This window comes from Enterococcus hirae ATCC 9790, from assembly GCF_000271405.2.
Taxonomy (GTDB): domain Bacteria; phylum Bacillota; class Bacilli; order Lactobacillales; family Enterococcaceae; genus Enterococcus_B; species Enterococcus_B hirae.
This window is the reverse complement of record NC_018081.1, coordinates 73,820-90,393: the sequence shown is the minus strand read 5'-3', so window position 1 is coordinate 90,393 and position 16,574 is coordinate 73,820. Positions and strand designations below refer to the sequence as shown.

The 16,574-nt window shown below is 37.7% G+C and carries 16 protein-coding genes and 1 pseudogene; 15 read left to right on the top strand and 2 right to left on the bottom strand.

Translation table 11 applies throughout. The features are described from left to right. Positions 1-2: 2 nt before the first annotated feature. From EHR_RS00435 to recN, 5 genes are all read left to right on the top strand, one after another. Positions 3-227 carry an exodeoxyribonuclease VII small subunit gene (locus EHR_RS00435; protein WP_010719792.1) on the top strand — a complete coding sequence of 75 codons (225 nt, stop codon included), beginning with the start codon at positions 3-5 and terminating at the stop codon, positions 225-227. Next, entirely contained in the window at positions 227-1,111 is an 885-nt protein-coding gene (locus EHR_RS00430) for a polyprenyl synthetase family protein (protein WP_010719791.1), read from the top strand. Before EHR_RS00435 ends, EHR_RS00430 begins: the two co-directional genes overlap by 1 nt. A gap of 14 nt (positions 1,112-1,125) precedes the next feature. After that, positions 1,126-1,944 (top strand): TlyA family RNA methyltransferase, encoded by an 819-nt coding sequence (locus tag EHR_RS00425; protein WP_010738204.1) that lies wholly within the window; start codon positions 1,126-1,128, stop codon positions 1,942-1,944. Between the two features lie 99 nt (positions 1,945-2,043). Further along, positions 2,044-2,493 carry an arginine repressor gene (gene argR / locus EHR_RS00420; protein ID WP_010719789.1) on the top strand — a complete coding sequence of 150 codons (450 nt, stop codon included), beginning with the start codon at positions 2,044-2,046 and terminating at the stop codon, positions 2,491-2,493. A gap of 17 nt (positions 2,494-2,510) precedes the next feature. Then, positions 2,511-4,190, top strand: coding sequence for a DNA repair protein RecN (gene recN, locus EHR_RS00415; protein ID WP_010719788.1), 1,680 nt, complete (start codon positions 2,511-2,513; stop codon positions 4,188-4,190). Between the two features lie 222 nt (positions 4,191-4,412). Here recN and EHR_RS13585 read toward each other — a convergent pair whose 3' ends face one another. Both EHR_RS13585 and EHR_RS00410 read right to left on the bottom strand, forming a co-directional pair. Further along, a complete protein-coding gene (locus EHR_RS13585) occupies positions 4,413-4,529 on the bottom strand; it encodes a DUF4044 domain-containing protein (protein WP_010719787.1) in 117 nt (38 codons plus the stop codon). 69 nt (positions 4,530-4,598) lie between these two features. Then, on the bottom strand, positions 4,599-5,555 hold the full coding sequence (locus tag EHR_RS00410; protein WP_010738203.1) for a magnesium transporter CorA family protein: 957 nt from the start codon (positions 5,553-5,555) through the stop codon (positions 4,599-4,601). A gap of 255 nt (positions 5,556-5,810) precedes the next feature. Here EHR_RS00410 and EHR_RS00405 point away from each other — a divergent pair, with 255 nt between their 5' ends. From EHR_RS00405 to ftsA, 10 genes and pseudogenes are all read left to right on the top strand, one after another. Next, the gene (locus tag EHR_RS00405) at positions 5,811-6,179 is read left to right on the top strand and encodes a DUF3397 domain-containing protein (RefSeq protein ID WP_010719785.1); all 369 of its coding nucleotides are present in this window, start codon (positions 5,811-5,813) and stop codon (positions 6,177-6,179) included. A gap of 171 nt (positions 6,180-6,350) precedes the next feature. After that, on the top strand, positions 6,351-6,782 hold the full coding sequence (gene mraZ / locus EHR_RS00400) for a division/cell wall cluster transcriptional repressor MraZ (RefSeq protein ID WP_014834189.1): 432 nt from the start codon (positions 6,351-6,353) through the stop codon (positions 6,780-6,782). Between the two features lie 20 nt (positions 6,783-6,802). Then, positions 6,803-7,762 (top strand): 16S rRNA (cytosine(1402)-N(4))-methyltransferase RsmH, encoded by a 960-nt coding sequence (gene rsmH / locus EHR_RS00395; protein WP_010738202.1) that lies wholly within the window; start codon positions 6,803-6,805, stop codon positions 7,760-7,762. A 4-nt stretch (positions 7,763-7,766) separates the two neighbouring features. Continuing rightward, positions 7,767-8,162, top strand: a complete 396-nt coding sequence (gene ftsL, locus EHR_RS00390) for a cell division protein FtsL (protein WP_010719782.1) — start codon at positions 7,767-7,769, stop codon at positions 8,160-8,162. Next, a complete protein-coding gene (locus EHR_RS00385; RefSeq protein WP_010738201.1) occupies positions 8,163-10,355 on the top strand; it encodes a penicillin-binding transpeptidase domain-containing protein in 2,193 nt (730 codons plus the stop codon). It abuts the gene before it with no gap. A 26-nt stretch (positions 10,356-10,381) separates the two neighbouring features. Further along, complete coding sequence (mraY, locus tag EHR_RS00380) at positions 10,382-11,344, top strand: phospho-N-acetylmuramoyl-pentapeptide-transferase (RefSeq protein WP_010719780.1); 963 nt, start codon at positions 10,382-10,384, stop codon at positions 11,342-11,344. A gap of 13 nt (positions 11,345-11,357) precedes the next feature. Beyond that, positions 11,358-12,728, top strand: a complete 1,371-nt coding sequence (gene murD, locus EHR_RS00375; RefSeq protein ID WP_010738200.1) for a UDP-N-acetylmuramoyl-L-alanine--D-glutamate ligase — start codon at positions 11,358-11,360, stop codon at positions 12,726-12,728. Positions 12,729-12,744: 16 nt separating this feature from the next. Then, positions 12,745-13,827 carry an undecaprenyldiphospho-muramoylpentapeptide beta-N-acetylglucosaminyltransferase gene (gene murG / locus EHR_RS00370; protein WP_010738199.1) on the top strand — a complete coding sequence of 361 codons (1,083 nt, stop codon included), beginning with the start codon at positions 12,745-12,747 and terminating at the stop codon, positions 13,825-13,827. A 42-nt stretch (positions 13,828-13,869) separates the two neighbouring features. Continuing rightward, positions 13,870-15,091: pseudogene (locus EHR_RS00365) on the top strand (cell division protein FtsQ/DivIB). A 153-nt stretch (positions 15,092-15,244) separates the two neighbouring features. After that, on the top strand, positions 15,245-16,573 hold the full coding sequence (ftsA, locus tag EHR_RS00360) for a cell division protein FtsA (protein WP_010719776.1): 1,329 nt from the start codon (positions 15,245-15,247) through the stop codon (positions 16,571-16,573). Position 16,574 lies beyond the last annotated feature (1 nt).

Here is a 16,574-nt window from a genome sequence, read left to right as displayed (position 1 = left end):
ATATGGAAAATCCGACATTTGAGGAATCATTACAAGAATTAGAAAAAATTGTCATGGAATTAGAACAAGGTGATGTACCTTTAGAATCTGCTTTAGATGCTTTTAAACGAGGAATGGAATTAAGTAAGCATTGCCAAGATACTTTAACTAAAGCTGAAAAAACTTTGACGAAAATGATGTCAGAGGCAAATGAAGAAGTTACTTTTGAAGGAAATGAGGAAGCATAATGAAGTTGGCTGATTTTTCAACGATCCATCTATCTTCTGTAGAAGAAGAAATTGTTTCTTTTCTAAATGACTACACTTCTGATGAACAGTTGAAAGAAAGTATGCTTTATTCCGTTCGCGCTGGAGGCAAACGGATTCGTCCTTTGCTTTTACTTAGTACAGTAGCTGCGTTTGGCGAATCGATCAATACAACAACTTATCAAGTAGCAGCTGCTTTGGAAATGATCCACACGTATTCGTTGATTCACGATGATCTTCCGGCAATGGACAATGATGATCTACGCCGCGGGAAACCAACAAACCATAAAGTCTACGGGGAAGCACTGGCTATTTTAGCAGGAGATGGGTTATTGACAGGTGCCTTTCAACTCATCAGTATGGCTCATTTAGCAAACTCACCAAAACTTTTACTGCTGCAACAATTAGCAATCAATGCGGGAACCCAAGGGATGGTTGCTGGTCAAGCAGCGGATATCGAGGGAGAAACAAAACAATTAACATTAGAGGAATTAATGTTTATCCACGAAAGAAAAACTGGTCGCTTGATGCACTACGCTTTATTAGCGGGAGGAGTATTAGCAAACCAACCGGAGGAAGTTTTAGCTAGCCTACAAAAATTAGCCAGTCATCTAGGCCTTGCTTTTCAAATTCGTGATGATCTGCTCGATGTGGTTAGCACGACTGAAGTATTAGGTAAAACAGCTGGTAAAGATGCTAAAATGGAAAAAACGACTTATCCAGGTTTATTAGGTATCGAAGAAACAAAAAGCGCACTTGAAAATGAGATTGATGCGGCGAATCGAATGATTGATCAGTTAGAACAAACGGTATGTTCATTCGATGGACAACTTTTACGTCAATTAGTTCAGCAATTCAGTGTATAGAAATGGAGAAAAAAATGGAAAAAGAACGCGTAGACGTTTTAGCAGTCAAACAAGGCTTGTTTGAAACGAGAGAGCAAGCCAAACGTTCAGTTATGGCTGGTTTGATCTATAACGAAAAAAATGAACGTTTCGATAAGCCAGGGGAAAAAATCCCTGTAAGTAGTGAATTACAGATCAAAGGCAAAAAATTACCTTATGTTTCTCGTGGAGGATTGAAATTAGAAAAGGCACTAAAGGTCTTTGATTTATCTGTAGAAGGTAAAATATTATTGGATATTGGAGCATCAACGGGTGGTTTTACCGATGCGGCTTTACAAAATGGTGCAAAAATGAGTTATGCTCTGGATGTTGGGTATAATCAATTAGCTTGGAAAATCAGACAAGATGAACGAGTTGTAGTAATGGAAAGAGCGAATTTTCGTTATGCCAAACCAGAAGATTTTCAAGAAGGAACCCCAGAGATTGCCGTCATCGATGTATCATTCATTTCTTTACGTTTGATGTTAGTACCATTACACGAAATTTTAGTTGACGGTGGCGAAGTGATTGCTTTGATCAAACCACAATTTGAAGCGGGGAAAGAAGCAGTTGGCAAGAATGGGATCGTTCGTGACCCTCAAACGCATGTACAAGTGATTGAGGATATTTTACACTTTGCTGCGATGCATGGGTATGATGTATTAGATTTAAGTTATTCGCCAATAACCGGTGGAGAAGGGAACATTGAATTTTTAGCCCATTTGAAAAAAGTTTCTGATCAAGGAACGTTATCACCAGATGTGGCACCCGAAAAGATCGTCCAAGAAGCCCACAACCAGTTTAACCACAAATAATGACGGGCAAGCAATAAAGAAGACAGCGGATTCTTCTTTATTAAGCGTTTGAATTGAGCTATCATAGTAAGGAAGAATACGTAAAGGAGCGAAGAACGTATGCGAAAAAAAGATCGGCATCGTTTGATTACCCGGCTACTAAATGAAAATGATATCAGAAAACAAGAAGAATTTGTGGAGATCCTGAAAAACAAAGGGATTTCAGTGACGCAGGCAACGATTTCCAGAGATATCAAAGAACTCAAACTCATCAAAGTTCCTGCAGCTGATGGAGGTTATCGCTATAGTCTTCCTGCAGAAACTACTGAAGACGTTAGTACAAAATTAGAAAAGTTATTGAAAGATGCATTTGTGGCTGTTGATCAAATGGAAAAATTTGTCATTTTAAAAACTTTACCAGGCAACGCTTCTGCTGCGGCTAATTTAATTGATAAACGATATAAAAAAGAATTGTTTTCCATCATTAATGATGACGATAATGTGTTGATGATCACACGAACAGAAGAAGATGCAGTTGCATTGAAAATGGATTTTTTACATTACCTTTGAGTTGAGGAGTGGTTGCCTTGTTACAAGAGATCAGTATTACTAATTTTGCGATTATTCCGGAATTGCATTTGTCTTTCCATAAAGGAATGACAGCTCTAACTGGCGAGACCGGGGCAGGTAAATCGATTATCATTGATGCCCTTGGATTACTGGCTGGTGGTAGAGGCTCCAGTGATTATATTCGCCAAGGAGCCGATAAGTGTATCTTAGAAGGGTTGTTTGAATGGCCAAGTCAAGAAGGATTTACTGAATTGATGGAAGAACTGGGCATCGAATCAGATGGTGATAACTTGATTGTTCGTCGTGATATGGCATTAACGGGTAAAAATGTCTGCCGAGTCAATGGACATATTGTTACGCTGGCAAACCTTAGAAGGATCGGAAGTTATCTAGTTGATATTCAAGGACAAAATGAACACCAGGAGCTATTACAACCAGAAGCCCATTTAAATTTATTGGATCGTTTTGGTGATCGTACTTTTCAACAACAAAAGAAAAAATATCAAAAAGAGTATGCTATCTATCGTGAGCTCGAACGAAAAATGCGGAAAGTCCAACAAAATGAAAAATCATTTGTTCAACGGATCGACATGCTTCATTTTCAACAAGAAGAAATCGCAGCAGCTGATTTACAAGTTGGCGAAGAGGAACAGTTAAGCGAGGAAAGAGAAAAATTAAGCAATTATCAAAAGATCGTGGATAGTTTTGCTAGTGGTTATAGTGCATTGAGTGCGGGAGAACCCAGTAGTGTGGATAACGTTGGTTTAGCTGTTTCTGAACTACAAAGCATTGCTCATCTAGATAATGAATATGAAGCAATCGTTGAGAATGTTCAAAGTGCTTATTATTTACTTCAAGATGCCATTGGTGACATGAGTCGCCAAATCGATCTGTTGGAATTGGATGAAAACCGATTAGAAGAAGTCAATCAACGGCTTGAATTGATTCGTCAGTTGAAACGCAAATATGGGGAGTCAGTGGAAGCAATCCTTGATTATTACGAAGAAATCACTAAAGAACTGGATTCTTCTGATTTCTCAGAAGGTCAACTAGAAAAAATGCAACTGGAATTAACTAAAAAAGAAACGTTCTTGCAAGAACAAGCATTAGCACTGCATAAAACAAGAAAAAAAATTGCTAAAGAACTAGAAAAATCAATCTTAACGGAATTAAAAAGTCTATATATGGAAAACACTGAGTTTGAAGTCCGTTTTTCATCTGAAAAAAATGGACAATTAGATGCTAATGGATTGGACCAAGTGGAATTTTACATAACCACAAATCCTGGAGAACCATTGAAGCCATTAGTAAAAGTTGCCTCGGGTGGGGAACTATCACGTATGTTGTTGGCGTTAAAAACTATTTTTTCTTCAGAACAAGGTGTGACTAGTATCATTTTTGATGAAGTGGATACAGGAGTAAGCGGCCGAGTTGCCCAAGCGATTGCAGATAAGATCTCACAGATCTCATGTCACTCACAAGTTTTGTGTATCACCCATTTACCACAAGTCGCTGCAGTTGCCGATTTTCAATACTATATTCAAAAAGAAGTCATTGATGGGCGTACCCAAACATCGGTTACCGAACTACAACCCACACAACGAGAAACCGAAATTGCCCGAATGTTAGCTGGAAGTGAAATTACCCCACTAACAGTCGAGCATGCCAAAGAATTATTACGCTTAGCAAGTAAATAGAAAAATAGGTAGAAGCCTGAGCAGTCTAAGAGAAGAGGATATCTTAGAATGAACAGTTATTTGACTCAGAGATGCTACTTGTATGGCAGCAACTAAAACGACACTTGGCTTTCTTATAAAAAACGAACCATTAGCAAGCGAACATTCTTTCCTAGCAAGGTAAAAAACAAGTCCCGCACTTCTTTTTGGGAAGTGCGGGACTTGTTGGTTTTTAAGCCATTCTTACATGACACTCATAACTGCAGTCAAGACAACTGAACCAATCGTTAAGATCAACATGGTCCAAACAACGAATTTAGTGATTTTTGAAAAAGTACTTGTTTGTTTATTCTCGCGCATAATTTTTACCTCGAAATTTTTTAGTTGTCTTTAGTTTAACTCCTTTTACTTTTCTTCACAAGGGGACGGTTACAAAAACTTTCCCTTTTTTAAATAATAAGCAGTAGCGATACTGATAAAAATCATCAGTAGAATAATCCATAAAAACGCATCGTCCCTTCCTGCAATAGGAAGCTTGATATTCATTCCATATAGACTACCAATGATGGTCGGGATCGTTAAGATGATCGTTAGAGAAGTTAAAATTTTCATAATATTATTTAGATTATTAGAAACAATCGCTGAAAAGGTTTGATTCATTTGTTCAACTAGTTTTAATTGAATTCGAGCGGTAGTGCGTGATTGTTCGGTTTCAATAATCACATCATGGAGATGATTTTTTAAAGCGTGGTTTTCTTGAATCGTTTTGTTTTTTACTAAGGTTTTTAAAGTGGTCAAGTTAGCCGTGGTTGCTTCTTTGAAATAAACCAAGCTTTTTTGGATATCCATGATTTGATACAGTTGACTATTTTCTGTTGAGACACGCAATTGTTTTTCCAAAACATCGCATTGCGATTGTAAGGTGCTGAGATAAGTATTGTAGGAAAAAGTAATTTGCCACAATAATTGCATGAAGATATTTAAGTTGGCTGGTAAATCATTTTCAGCAAAAGCTTGACTAAATACTTTTTTCAAAAAGAGTGGTTCATGATTCGTAATTGTGATAAGCTTTTTTTTAGGTGTCACAATAATAGAAAAAGGGTAAGTATCTACTTGAAAATAGCCGCTTGGGCTTGTTTTTGGAAACGGGTATTGCAATAATAATAACGCTGGTTTTGTTAATTTGGTCTGATTAAATTCTTCTTCTCGTGAATTTTCAGCATCGTCTAAAATAGAAGTAATGTAATCAGACGGAATTTGAAATTGGTGTGTGATTTGTTGGATTTCATCTTCACTTGGACGTTCGACGCAATACCAAATCGTATCTGCTGTTTCTTTTTGAGTATTGACCAATTGTCGATCCTCGATAGAAAAATACTTGATCATTTTTGAACCTCCTAATACGCTCTTTCATCTATTATAACGAATATCAGAATAGAACACAGTGAAAGAGCTTGGAAAATGGGATTTGCTAGGAACAGGAAAAAGGTAGTATTAAAGGAGTGGACTCATACAATTTGGATTAGATTTTTATCTAAGAAGTAAAAATAGTAGAAAACTTTATAAATTTAAAATAAATGAAATAGTTGTGTAAAATACATCAGGTATACTTGAACCAACTATGAAAGGGAGTTTTGTTAGATGGGCACTTTTACGCCACTTGTTTTATTTTGGTATATCTTTCCAGCCATCGTGTTGTTTGGCTGTAATTTTTTAGTGAAAATTTTTTCATTAGATCGTCGTTTTAAAATCAAAGCGCCTGATCTTGCCGTTCCTTTTTTATGGGGAGGGATGCATGCATTGTCACGCAATTCTGCGACAGTTTCCTTCCTTCCTTTCTTTATGATTTCACTTTTGTTGATGGCGATTTGTATCGCTGTATTCCAGGCGTATTACTATGATGAAATTATCTATTCACGTTATCTTAAAATGACTTGGCGTCTTGCTTTCTTGTTAACAAGTGGTTTTTATGTCGTTTTAATCGTCTTAAATCTTCTCTCGTATCTTTGATAAAAAGCCAATCAAGCTGTAAAAAGACTTTTTAAAGACTTTTTACAGCTTGATTCTTAAAATTTTTTTTACTAATAAAAAAGTTATTCTCTGATTTCCCATAAAAGGTGGTAGAAAGTGGGGGATTGTGGTAGACTAATTTTAGTTAGTGGAGAGATGGGGGTAGTTTCAATGTTCATGGGCGAATTTCGGCATAATATTGATACAAAAGGTCGTATGATCGTACCTTCAAAACTTCGTGAAGAGTTAGGTGAACAATTCGTTCTCACGCGTGGATTAGATGGCTGTCTTTTTGGCTATCCAATGAAAGAGTGGGCGAATTTAGAAACAAAACTGAACGACATGCCTTTAGCGAAAAAAGATGCTCGAACTTTTGTGCGTTTTTTTTACTCGGCGGCCACTGAATGTGAATTAGACAAACAAGGACGGATCAACATTCCCAGTACATTAAGAAACTACGCTGCTTTAACGAAAGAATGTGTTGTCATTGGTGTATCCAATCGAATCGAGATTTGGGATGAGGCACGATGGCAAGAATTTTCTGAAGTGGCAGCAGAAAACTTTGATGAAATTGCTGAAAATATGATTGATTTTGGACTATAAGAATAGGAAGAGGCTGACTAATGACTGAGACATTTCAACACTATACAGTCATGTTGAAAGAAACGGTAGATGGCTTGAACATCAAACCAGATGGCATTTATGTAGACTGTACACTAGGCGGTGCCGGACATAGTGAATATCTTTTGAGCCAATTAAATACAAACGGGCACCTTTATGCATTCGATCAGGATCAAAAAGCCATTGATCATGCAAAAGTACGGTTAGCCCCATACATTGAAAAAGGTATGGTTACTTTTATCAAAGCGAATTTTCGTGAATTAGAAGCAAAGATAAAAGAGCATGTTCCTCAAGTCGATGGTATTTTGTATGATTTAGGCGTATCTTCTCCACAATTAGATGAAGCTGAAAGAGGTTTTAGTTATCATCAGGATGCTCTTTTGGATATGCGTATGGATCAATCAGCACCTCTGTCAGCGTATGACGTTGTTAATGAGTATTCCTATAATGAATTAGTAAAAATCTTCTTTCGTTATGGCGAAGAAAAATTTTCTAAACAAATTGCTCGAGAAATTGAACGAGTAAGAAAAATCCATCCGATCCAAACAACTGGTGAATTAGTAGAAATCATTAAAGATGTGATTCCTGCACCAGCAAGAAGAAAAGGTGGACACCCAGCTAAACGAATTTTCCAAGCAATAAGAATTGCAGTAAATGATGAATTAGGTGCAGAAGAAGCTTCATTAGAACAGGCGATTCGGCTATTAAAAATCAATGGAAGAATCAGTGTGATCACCTTCCATTCATTAGAAGATCGGATTGTCAAAAGTATGTTCAAAGAATACAGTACCGTTCAAGATTTACCACCCGGATTACCGGTTGTTCCTGAAGAATTTCAGCCAGAGCTGAAGTTGATTAATCGAAAACCGATTCTTCCATCAGAAGAAGAACTAAGTGAAAATAATCGATCACGTAGTGCAAAATTACGGATTGCTGAAAAAATACGAGTGAAAGAGGAGTAGCGTAATGGCAGAATTAAAAAAAGTCCAAGAATATCCATATGATTTACCAGAAGTGGTTGATCAACCAGAACAACAATTGCCAGATTCAAATCAAGAAATCGTACGCCCTCAATCACCGGCTAAACGCCTAAAACATATTTCTGTTTTAGAAAAATTAGCAGTAGTAAGTATTATTTTTTCAGTGATCGCACTATGTGTCTTAACAGTCATGTTACGAACAAATATTAGTGGTGTCGAAAAAGCAATCACAACGATTCAAACAGAGATCACTCAAAAAAATCAAGAAAAAACTAGTTTAGTACAGGAAAAAAATGAATTATCACGTACTGAACGAATCAAAAAAATCGCAGAAGAAAAAGGGTTGTCAATCAATGACGACAATTTAAGGAAAGTGAAGTAAATGAGTCTTAAAAATAAATTCCGGCGGTTTATGGAAAAGAAAAATCTAAATCCGACGAACAATCGCAAAAAAGTAGGTATCATTTTATTTGCTACGAGTATTGGATTGTTCTTTTTATTTGCCGTTCGTTTTTCTTATATCGTGATCGGTGGTCACGTGGCAGGAACCTCTTTGGCAGAAAAGACCGAACAACTTTACAAAGGGAGCGAGGTCGTAAAAGCAAAACGAGGAACGATCTATGATCGGAATGGGGTCGCTTTGGCAGAAGATGCCACTTCTTACTCAATCAAAGCAATCCTTTCAAAAACTTATACTTCTGGTGACAAAAAATTGTATGCCGAAGAAAAGAACTTTGACAAAATCGCCGAGATACTAAATAAAAATCTCTCTATAGAAAAGAACGATGCCTTACAAATCTTAAAAGATGGCGCCAAAAATAATCTATATCAAGTTGAATTTGGTTCTTATGGAAAAAATATCAGTCAAGAGACCAAACAGAATATAGAAGACGATATGAAGAAAGCAGGAGTAGTCGGTCTGTATTTTGAAGATCATCCCGCACGGATGTATCCTAACGGCGAATTTGCTTCCCACTTTATCGGCTATGCTGTTCCAGATAAAAATGAAAATGGCTTAGTTGGAAAGCTCGGACTAGAAGCTGCTTATAATGATATTTTAAGTGGTAAAAATGGGAAGATCGTTTACCAAAAAGACAACTACCAAAATCCTCTACCAGGAACAGTGGCAGAAGAAGTGAAAGCAGTTGACGGACAAGATATCTATACGACGTTGGATAGTCGTTTACAAAGTTATCTTGAAACGCTTATGGATCAAGTGAATGAAGAATACCAACCAGAAGAATTAACAGCCATGTTGATGAAAGCGAAAACTGGAGAAATTCTAGCAATGGGTCAACGACCTACTTTTAATCCTGAAACGATGGAAGGCTTAACCGGCAAGGATGCTGTTTGGCGTAATTTCTTAGTGCAAGATAGCTATGAGCCTGGTTCAACTATGAAAGTCTTCACGACTGCAGCAGCGATCCAAGAAGGGAAATTCAATGAGAATGAAACGTACCAATCTGGGAAAATAAAAGTTGCTGATGCGACGATCAACGACCACGATTTTGGAGCAAAAGGAGTTCTTACGATGCGACAAGCGTTATCTTGGTCAAGTAATGTTGGGATGGTAATGCTAGAGCAACGAATGGGCGGTACTTGGTACAACTACCTACAAAAATTAGGTTTTGGTCAAAGTACTCATTCAGGTCTAGATGATGAAGTAAATGGTGCTTTGCCAACGGAAAATATCGTTGACCGCGCAATGAGTTCTTATGGACAAGCGATTGGTGTTACAAATTTCCAAATGATGAAAGCTTTCACTTCCGTCGCAAATAATGGAACGATGATCCAACCACGCTACATCAGTAAAGTTGTAGATCCTGCAACGAATGAAGAGCGTACAACGCAAACGGAAGTATTAGGGCAACCATTTTCAAAAGAAACGACCGAAAAAGTACGAGAATATATGCGTGACGTAGTTGAAAGCGAAAATTATGGTAGTGCATATGGGGTATATAGTGTGCCGGGTTATAATGTTTCAGCTAAAACTGGTACGGCACAGATTGCTTCTGATAAAGGTGGGTACCAAACTGGTGATACAGCATACTTATATTCCATCGTCGAAATGGTTCCATCTGAAGATCCAGAGTATGTTTTATACATTACGATGAAACATCCTAAGACTTACGATCGAATGGCTTTAGCTAAAATCGCTAATCCATTGATGAAACGTGCGATGGACTTCCAAGAAAGTGAAGAAGAAAATTCACCAGAAGCAAAAACAGAAAAAATCACTGTAGCAGATTACCGTAATCTAAGTGCTGACGTTGCCGCAGCAGATGCACAGAAAAGTGGATTGCAACCTATCGTTGTAGGTGATGGGGAAAAAGTGAAGAAACAATCTACTGCAAATGGTGATCAATTGATTTCTGGCGAAAAACTGATCTTGTATACAGGCGGAGAAAAGCTAATGCCTGATGTCACCGATTGGTCCAAAGCAGATATTATGAAGTTAGGGAAAATCTTAGGGGTTGAAGTCACCTTCCATGGCGATGGTTACTGTAAGGAGCAAAGTTTAGCACCCTATGAAAAAATCACTGATAAAAAATTAAGTTTTACATTAGAAGAATAAGAATAGAATTGGGAGAGAAAAAGAGTATGGAGTGGACACAAGCATTGATTCCTATCGTTAGTAGTTGTGCAATGACTATTGCAGCAATGCCACTATTTATTGGGTATTTTCAAATGAAAAAACAAGGGCAGGCGATTCGTGAAGAAGGACCAAAATGGCATAATGTAAAAGCCGGAACTCCAACGATGGGTGGATTGGTGTTTTTAGTTGCAGCAATATTAACCGGAATTTGGGTTGGCGCTTGGCAAAATCAGTTGACGCCTACTCTTTTCATCCTACTATTTGTTTTAGCTTTATATGGTGTGATCGGATTTTTAGATGATTTCATTAAAATCTTTAAAAAACGAAACATGGGGCTAAACTCTAAACAAAAACTGCTAGGGCAGATCATTGGCGGGATCATTTTTTATCTTGTCTATCGTTCAGAAGGCTATCCTGGTACGTTAAATTTCTTTGGAATAGAGTTGCCACTTGGACTATTCTATGGGGTATTTGCTATTTTCTGGCTTGTTGGTTTTTCAAACGCGGTTAATCTGACAGATGGGATTGACGGATTAGTTGCTGGACTAGGAACGATCTCTTTTGCAACGTACGGAATCATTGCTTGGCATCAGCAACAATATGATGTCTTAGTTATTTGTTTAAGTGTGCTTGGTGGGTTACTTGGCTTTTTTGCTTATAATCGTAAACCAGCCAAAATATTCATGGGCGATGTTGGTTCTCTGGCATTAGGTGGATTATTGGCAGCAATTTCTATTATGCTAAACCAAGAGTGGACATTGTTATTAGTTGGTTTGATTTATGTTATGGAGACAGCAAGTGTAATGCTTCAAGTTACTTCTTTCAAATTAACAGGAAAACGTATCTTCAAAATGTCTCCTATCCATCATCATTTTGAAATGTGTGGTTGGTCAGAATGGAAGATCGACATCATTTTTTGGTTAGTAAGTATTGTAACTTCTTTAATAACACTATGGTTCATTTGGTAGGAGATGACAGGAAATGAAAAAAATTTCAATATATGAAAACAAAAAAGTCCTTGTTCTTGGATTAGCGAAAAGTGGATTTAGTGCGGCCAAACTGTTACATGAGTTGGGCGCACTTGTCACTGTTAATGACGGAAAGCCGTTTGATGAAAATCCAGAAGCACAAGAGTTGCTATCACTGGGAGTCAAAGTGATTGCTGGAAGCCATCCGATTGAATTATTGGATGAAGAATTTTCTTTGATGGTGAAAAATCCGGGGATTCCGTATAGTCATCCATTTGTTCAAAAAGCACAAGAACTGGGTATTCCAGTAATTACGGAAGTGGAATTAGCTTACGAGGTAGCGGAATGTCCGATTATTGGGATTACAGGAACAAATGGTAAAACAACAACAACAACTATGACAGGCTTGTTATTGAACGCTGGTGATTTGCCAGGAACAGCTCGCCTAGCCGGGAATATCGGTTATCCAGCTAGTAGTGTGGCGCAAGAAGCAACAGCTGACGATAAAATCGTTATGGAACTATCTAGTTTCCAATTGATGGGAATCACTGATTTTCGTCCCCATGTAGCAGTAGTAACCAATATTTATGAGGCTCATATCGATTACCACAAAACGAGAAAAGAATATGTAAAAGCAAAATGGCATTTACAACAGAATATGACAGAGAAAGATTATTTGATTTTGAATTGGAATCAAGAAGAGCTAAGAGAACTCAGCAAAAAGACTAAAGCAACGGTGTTACCTTTTGCGACGGAACAAAAACTACCTAAAGGTGCCTATTCTTTAGATGGTAGTATCTACTATAACCAAGAAAAAATCATGGATATTACAGAATTGGGTGTTCCTGGTTCACACAATGTTGAGAACGCACTAGCTGCCATCTCAGTTGCTAAATTATATGGTATCTCAAATGAAGCGATCAAAAATGCTTTACACCATTTCCATGGAGTACCGCATCGTACACAGTATGTGGGGGAATTTCAAGGAAGGAAGTTTTATAACGATTCAAAAGCCACTAATATTTTAGCTACTAAAATGGCATTAAGTGGTTTTCAGTTAGATCAATTAGTATTAATCGCTGGAGGTCTGGATCGGGGAAATTCATTTGATGAGTTGATACCAGCTTTAAAAGGCATCAAAGCGTTGATCACTTTTGGGGAAACTCAAAATAGATTAGCGGATGCCGGCAAGAAAGCAGGTATCCCTGTGATCAAGGCAGCTGAAAACGCAGAAGCCGCTGTACCGATCGCCCTTGAATTGAGTGAAGAGGGTGATTCGATCTTATTGTCCCCAGCAAATGCAAGTTGGGATCAATACCCTAATTTTGAAATTAGAGGCGAACGGTTTATGGAAGCTGTCAATAAACTAACTATACAAAAGTAGAAACGAGCGAGAATGAATGAAAATTTTGGTTACTGGTGGCGGAACTGGCGGGCATATTTATCCAGCACTAGCCTTCGTCAATTATGTAAAAACAAAAGAGCCGAATACTGAGTTTATGTACGTTGGAGCGCAAAGAGGCTTAGAAAATAAAATTGTTCCTGAGACCGGGATGCCTTTTCGTACGCTAGAAATACAAGGATTTCAGCGGAAACTTTCGCTACATAATCTGAAGACTATCCAACTTTTTTTAAAAAGTATTCGAGAAGCAAAAAAAATTTTAAAAGAATTTAAACCAGATGTGGTGATTGGGACTGGGGGCTACGTGTCGGGTGCAGTAGTCTATGCGGCATCTAAGTTAGCGATTCCTACGATCATCCATGAACAAAATAGTGTGCCTGGCATCACCAATAAATTTTTAAGTCGCTATGTGGATCGAATCGCACTTTCTTTTGAAGATGCTGCTCCATTTTTTCCTGCAGAAAAATCGTCTTTGATCGGTAATCCTCGGGCGCAAGAAGTTGCGGATATGGATAAATCGAAAATTTTAGCCACTTATGGACTTGATCCAGAGAAAAAAACAGTCTTGATTTTTGGTGGTAGTCAAGGGGCTTTAAAAATCAATCAGGCAGTAACAGAATTTTTAATGTCGTTCGATCAGGAATACCAGGTTCTGTATGCCTCAGGCGAACGCTATTATAAAGATATCCAAACGAAAGTTCCTGCTTGTGCCAATGTCAGCATACAGCCTTATATCAATAAAATGGCAGAAGTAATGGCATCAAGCGATCTATTGGTTGGTAGAGCAGGTGCGACTTCGATTGCTGAATTAACAGCTTTAGGTTTGCCAGCTATTCTAATTCCAAGTCCTTATGTGACGAATGACCATCAGACAAAAAATGCAATGAGCTTAGTCAAAAACAATGCAGCGAAGATGATCAAAGATGACGAATTAGATGGACGTTCCCTAAAACAAGCGATTGAAGAGATCATGACTAATGATCAATTACAAAAACAAATGTCTTTAGCTTCTAAACAGCAAGGAATCCCAGACGCATCAGAAAGAATGTACGAGCTAGTAAAATCATTAATTCAAAAATAAAGGTGGTGTGGTCTTAGTGAGTAAGAAAAAAAGCCAGACAAGCTGCCAAATGAATCTGAGGGTGAACAAAATCTAACTCCTTGGCAAAAGGCCAACCGGAAATATTTGGCAGAACACGAAAAAAAGGAAGAACAAAAAGAAGAGCAAAAAGAAGAAAAAAATAGAAAATACAAATGAGCCGGCAGCATCCACTTCCGCTACTAAAGAAGCAGACTCAGCGGAAGGTGAGAAGCAAGAAGCAACCGCTTCTGATCCAATGAAAAAAGGGGACTCTGAGCCATTTGAAAAAATTGAACAACCAAAAATTGGTAGTCCTTATAATGGCTCTTTTTTAAATCGGCTACCGAATCTGAAAAATCAACGAAATAAAGTTCTTTATCGAAGACTGACTTTTATTATTTCAATCCTAACGATCCCACTGATTTTTTTGATTTATTATGTTTCCCCTTATAGTCGACTGCAAGGGATAACAGTTTCAGGGAACCAAATGATTACGAGTCAAATAGCCATTGCCGACTCTCATTTGGCAATTGATGGAAATGTTTGGAGTCAGTATTTCCATAAAAACCAATATCTTGATACATTGAAAAAAGAACAACCAAGAGTAGAGAGCGCACAATTGCATTTTAAGTCAATCAATACTTTTGAGTTGGCTATCAAAGAATACAAAGAGATTGCTTTAGTGATGAAGGACGGCGAATATTTTCCTGTAATCGAAAATGGAAAAGTCTTAAAGGAAAAAGTAGCAAATCCGACTAAGAATTTACCAATTCTAGAGAATTTCACAGATAACGCCAAAATTAGTCAATTGGTTAAAGAATATAATCAATTAACTTCAGAATTACAAAAAGCAATTTCAGAAATCAAATATACACCAAAAGAGAGCAATAAAAATTTGATCCAACTAAATATGAATGATGGGAACCAAGTGATCGTCAATATTCAAAATCTAGCCAGTCAAATGAAATATTATCCACAAGTCGCTAAAGAGATGAAGGAAAAGGGCGTCATTGATATGGAGGTAGGGATTTTCTCTTATCCTTACAGTGAAAGCAAGAAGGAGAATGGCGGAGCAACAGATTCATCTGTGCAGACAAGTTCTACCGAAAATCTCACAGGACAATCGGGAGCATCAAGTGATCAGTCAGACCAATCTTCGGAATCAGTTGAGTCAAATCAAGCAGGTCAGTCAGAGAATACAAGTGAATCTAGCCAAATCGATGACAATTCAAGTTCATCGTCTTCAGATTTAACCGAAAATTAATAAAACAGTTTTAAAAAGTGATAATCTACTTTCTAAAAACCGGTAATTTATGGTAGAATTGAAGGCAGTGAATATATCTATTAAAGTATATTTAAAAACGGACGTTAGTTGTTCGCTTGTATATGGAATAGTAAGTAGGAGGGAATCCCGTTCATGGCAAAAACAGGAATGTATGTAGGCCTTGATATTGGAACGACATCTGTCAAAGTTGTCGTGGCTGAATATATCGACAGCCAAATGAATATTATTGGAGTAGGAAACGCAAAATCAGAAGGGATTAACCGCGGCATTATCGTTGATATCGATAAAACGGTCCAAGCGATACAACGAGCAGTAAGACAAGCAGAAGAAAAAGCAGGGATACAGATCAAAGGGGTTAGTGTTGGTCTACCAGCAAACTTGCTTGAAGTGGAAAATTGCCAAGGAATGATTGCAGTAAACGGGGATTCGAAAGAAATCACCGATGAAGATGTCAGAAACGTGGCTTCAGCTGCCCTTGTTCGTTCAATTCCTCCTGAACGTCAAATCGTATCAATTTTGCCACAAGACTTTACCGTTGATGGATTCGAAGGAATCAAAGATCCTCGTGGAATGATCGGTGTCAGATTAGAAATGTATGGCTTGTTATTTACTGGGCCAAAGACGATTGTTCATAATATCCGTAAATGTGTAGAAAATGCAGGATTGGTTGTCAATGAATTAGTCATTACACCATTAGCTTTAACAGAAACAATCCTTTCAGATGGAGAAAAAGATTTTGGAACGATCGTGATTGATATGGGCGGTGGACAAACGACAACAGCTGTTATGCATGACAAACAATTGAAGTTCACTAGTCTAGATCAAGAAGGTGGCGAGTTCGTCACAAAAGATATCTCGATTGTGTTGAATACGTCATTCAATAATGCTGAAGCGTTAAAAATCAATTATGGGGATGCTTATCCAGAACGTACTTCTGCAAATGAAGAGTTTCCAGTAGATGTGATCGGTCAATCTGAACCTGTCAAAGTGGATGAACGCTATTTATCAGAAGTGATTTCAGCCCGTATGGAACAGATTTTCAATAAAGCCAAAGAAGCGTTAGACCAAATCGAAGCACTAGAGTTACCTGGTGGTATCGTACTAACTGGTGGTGCTGCAAGCCTTCCAGGTGTTGTTGATCTGGCACAAGAGATTTTTGGTGTGAATGTTAAGCTATATGTACCTAACCAAATGGGACTTCGTAATCCAGTCTTTACTAATGTGATCAGCATCGTGGATTACTCAGCTAACTTGAGTGAAGTCTATCAATTGGCTAAAATTGCTGTGACAGGTGAAACAGTGGTCGCGCATCACACAACTGTAGAACAAGAAGTGACATCATATGATAATGATAGCTATGATGTTCCAGAAGAAACGGTCTACGACGAACCTGAACAAAAGAAATCAGACGAAGATGTAACAACTAAAATTAAAGGTTTCTTTTCAAAAATTTTTGATTAAT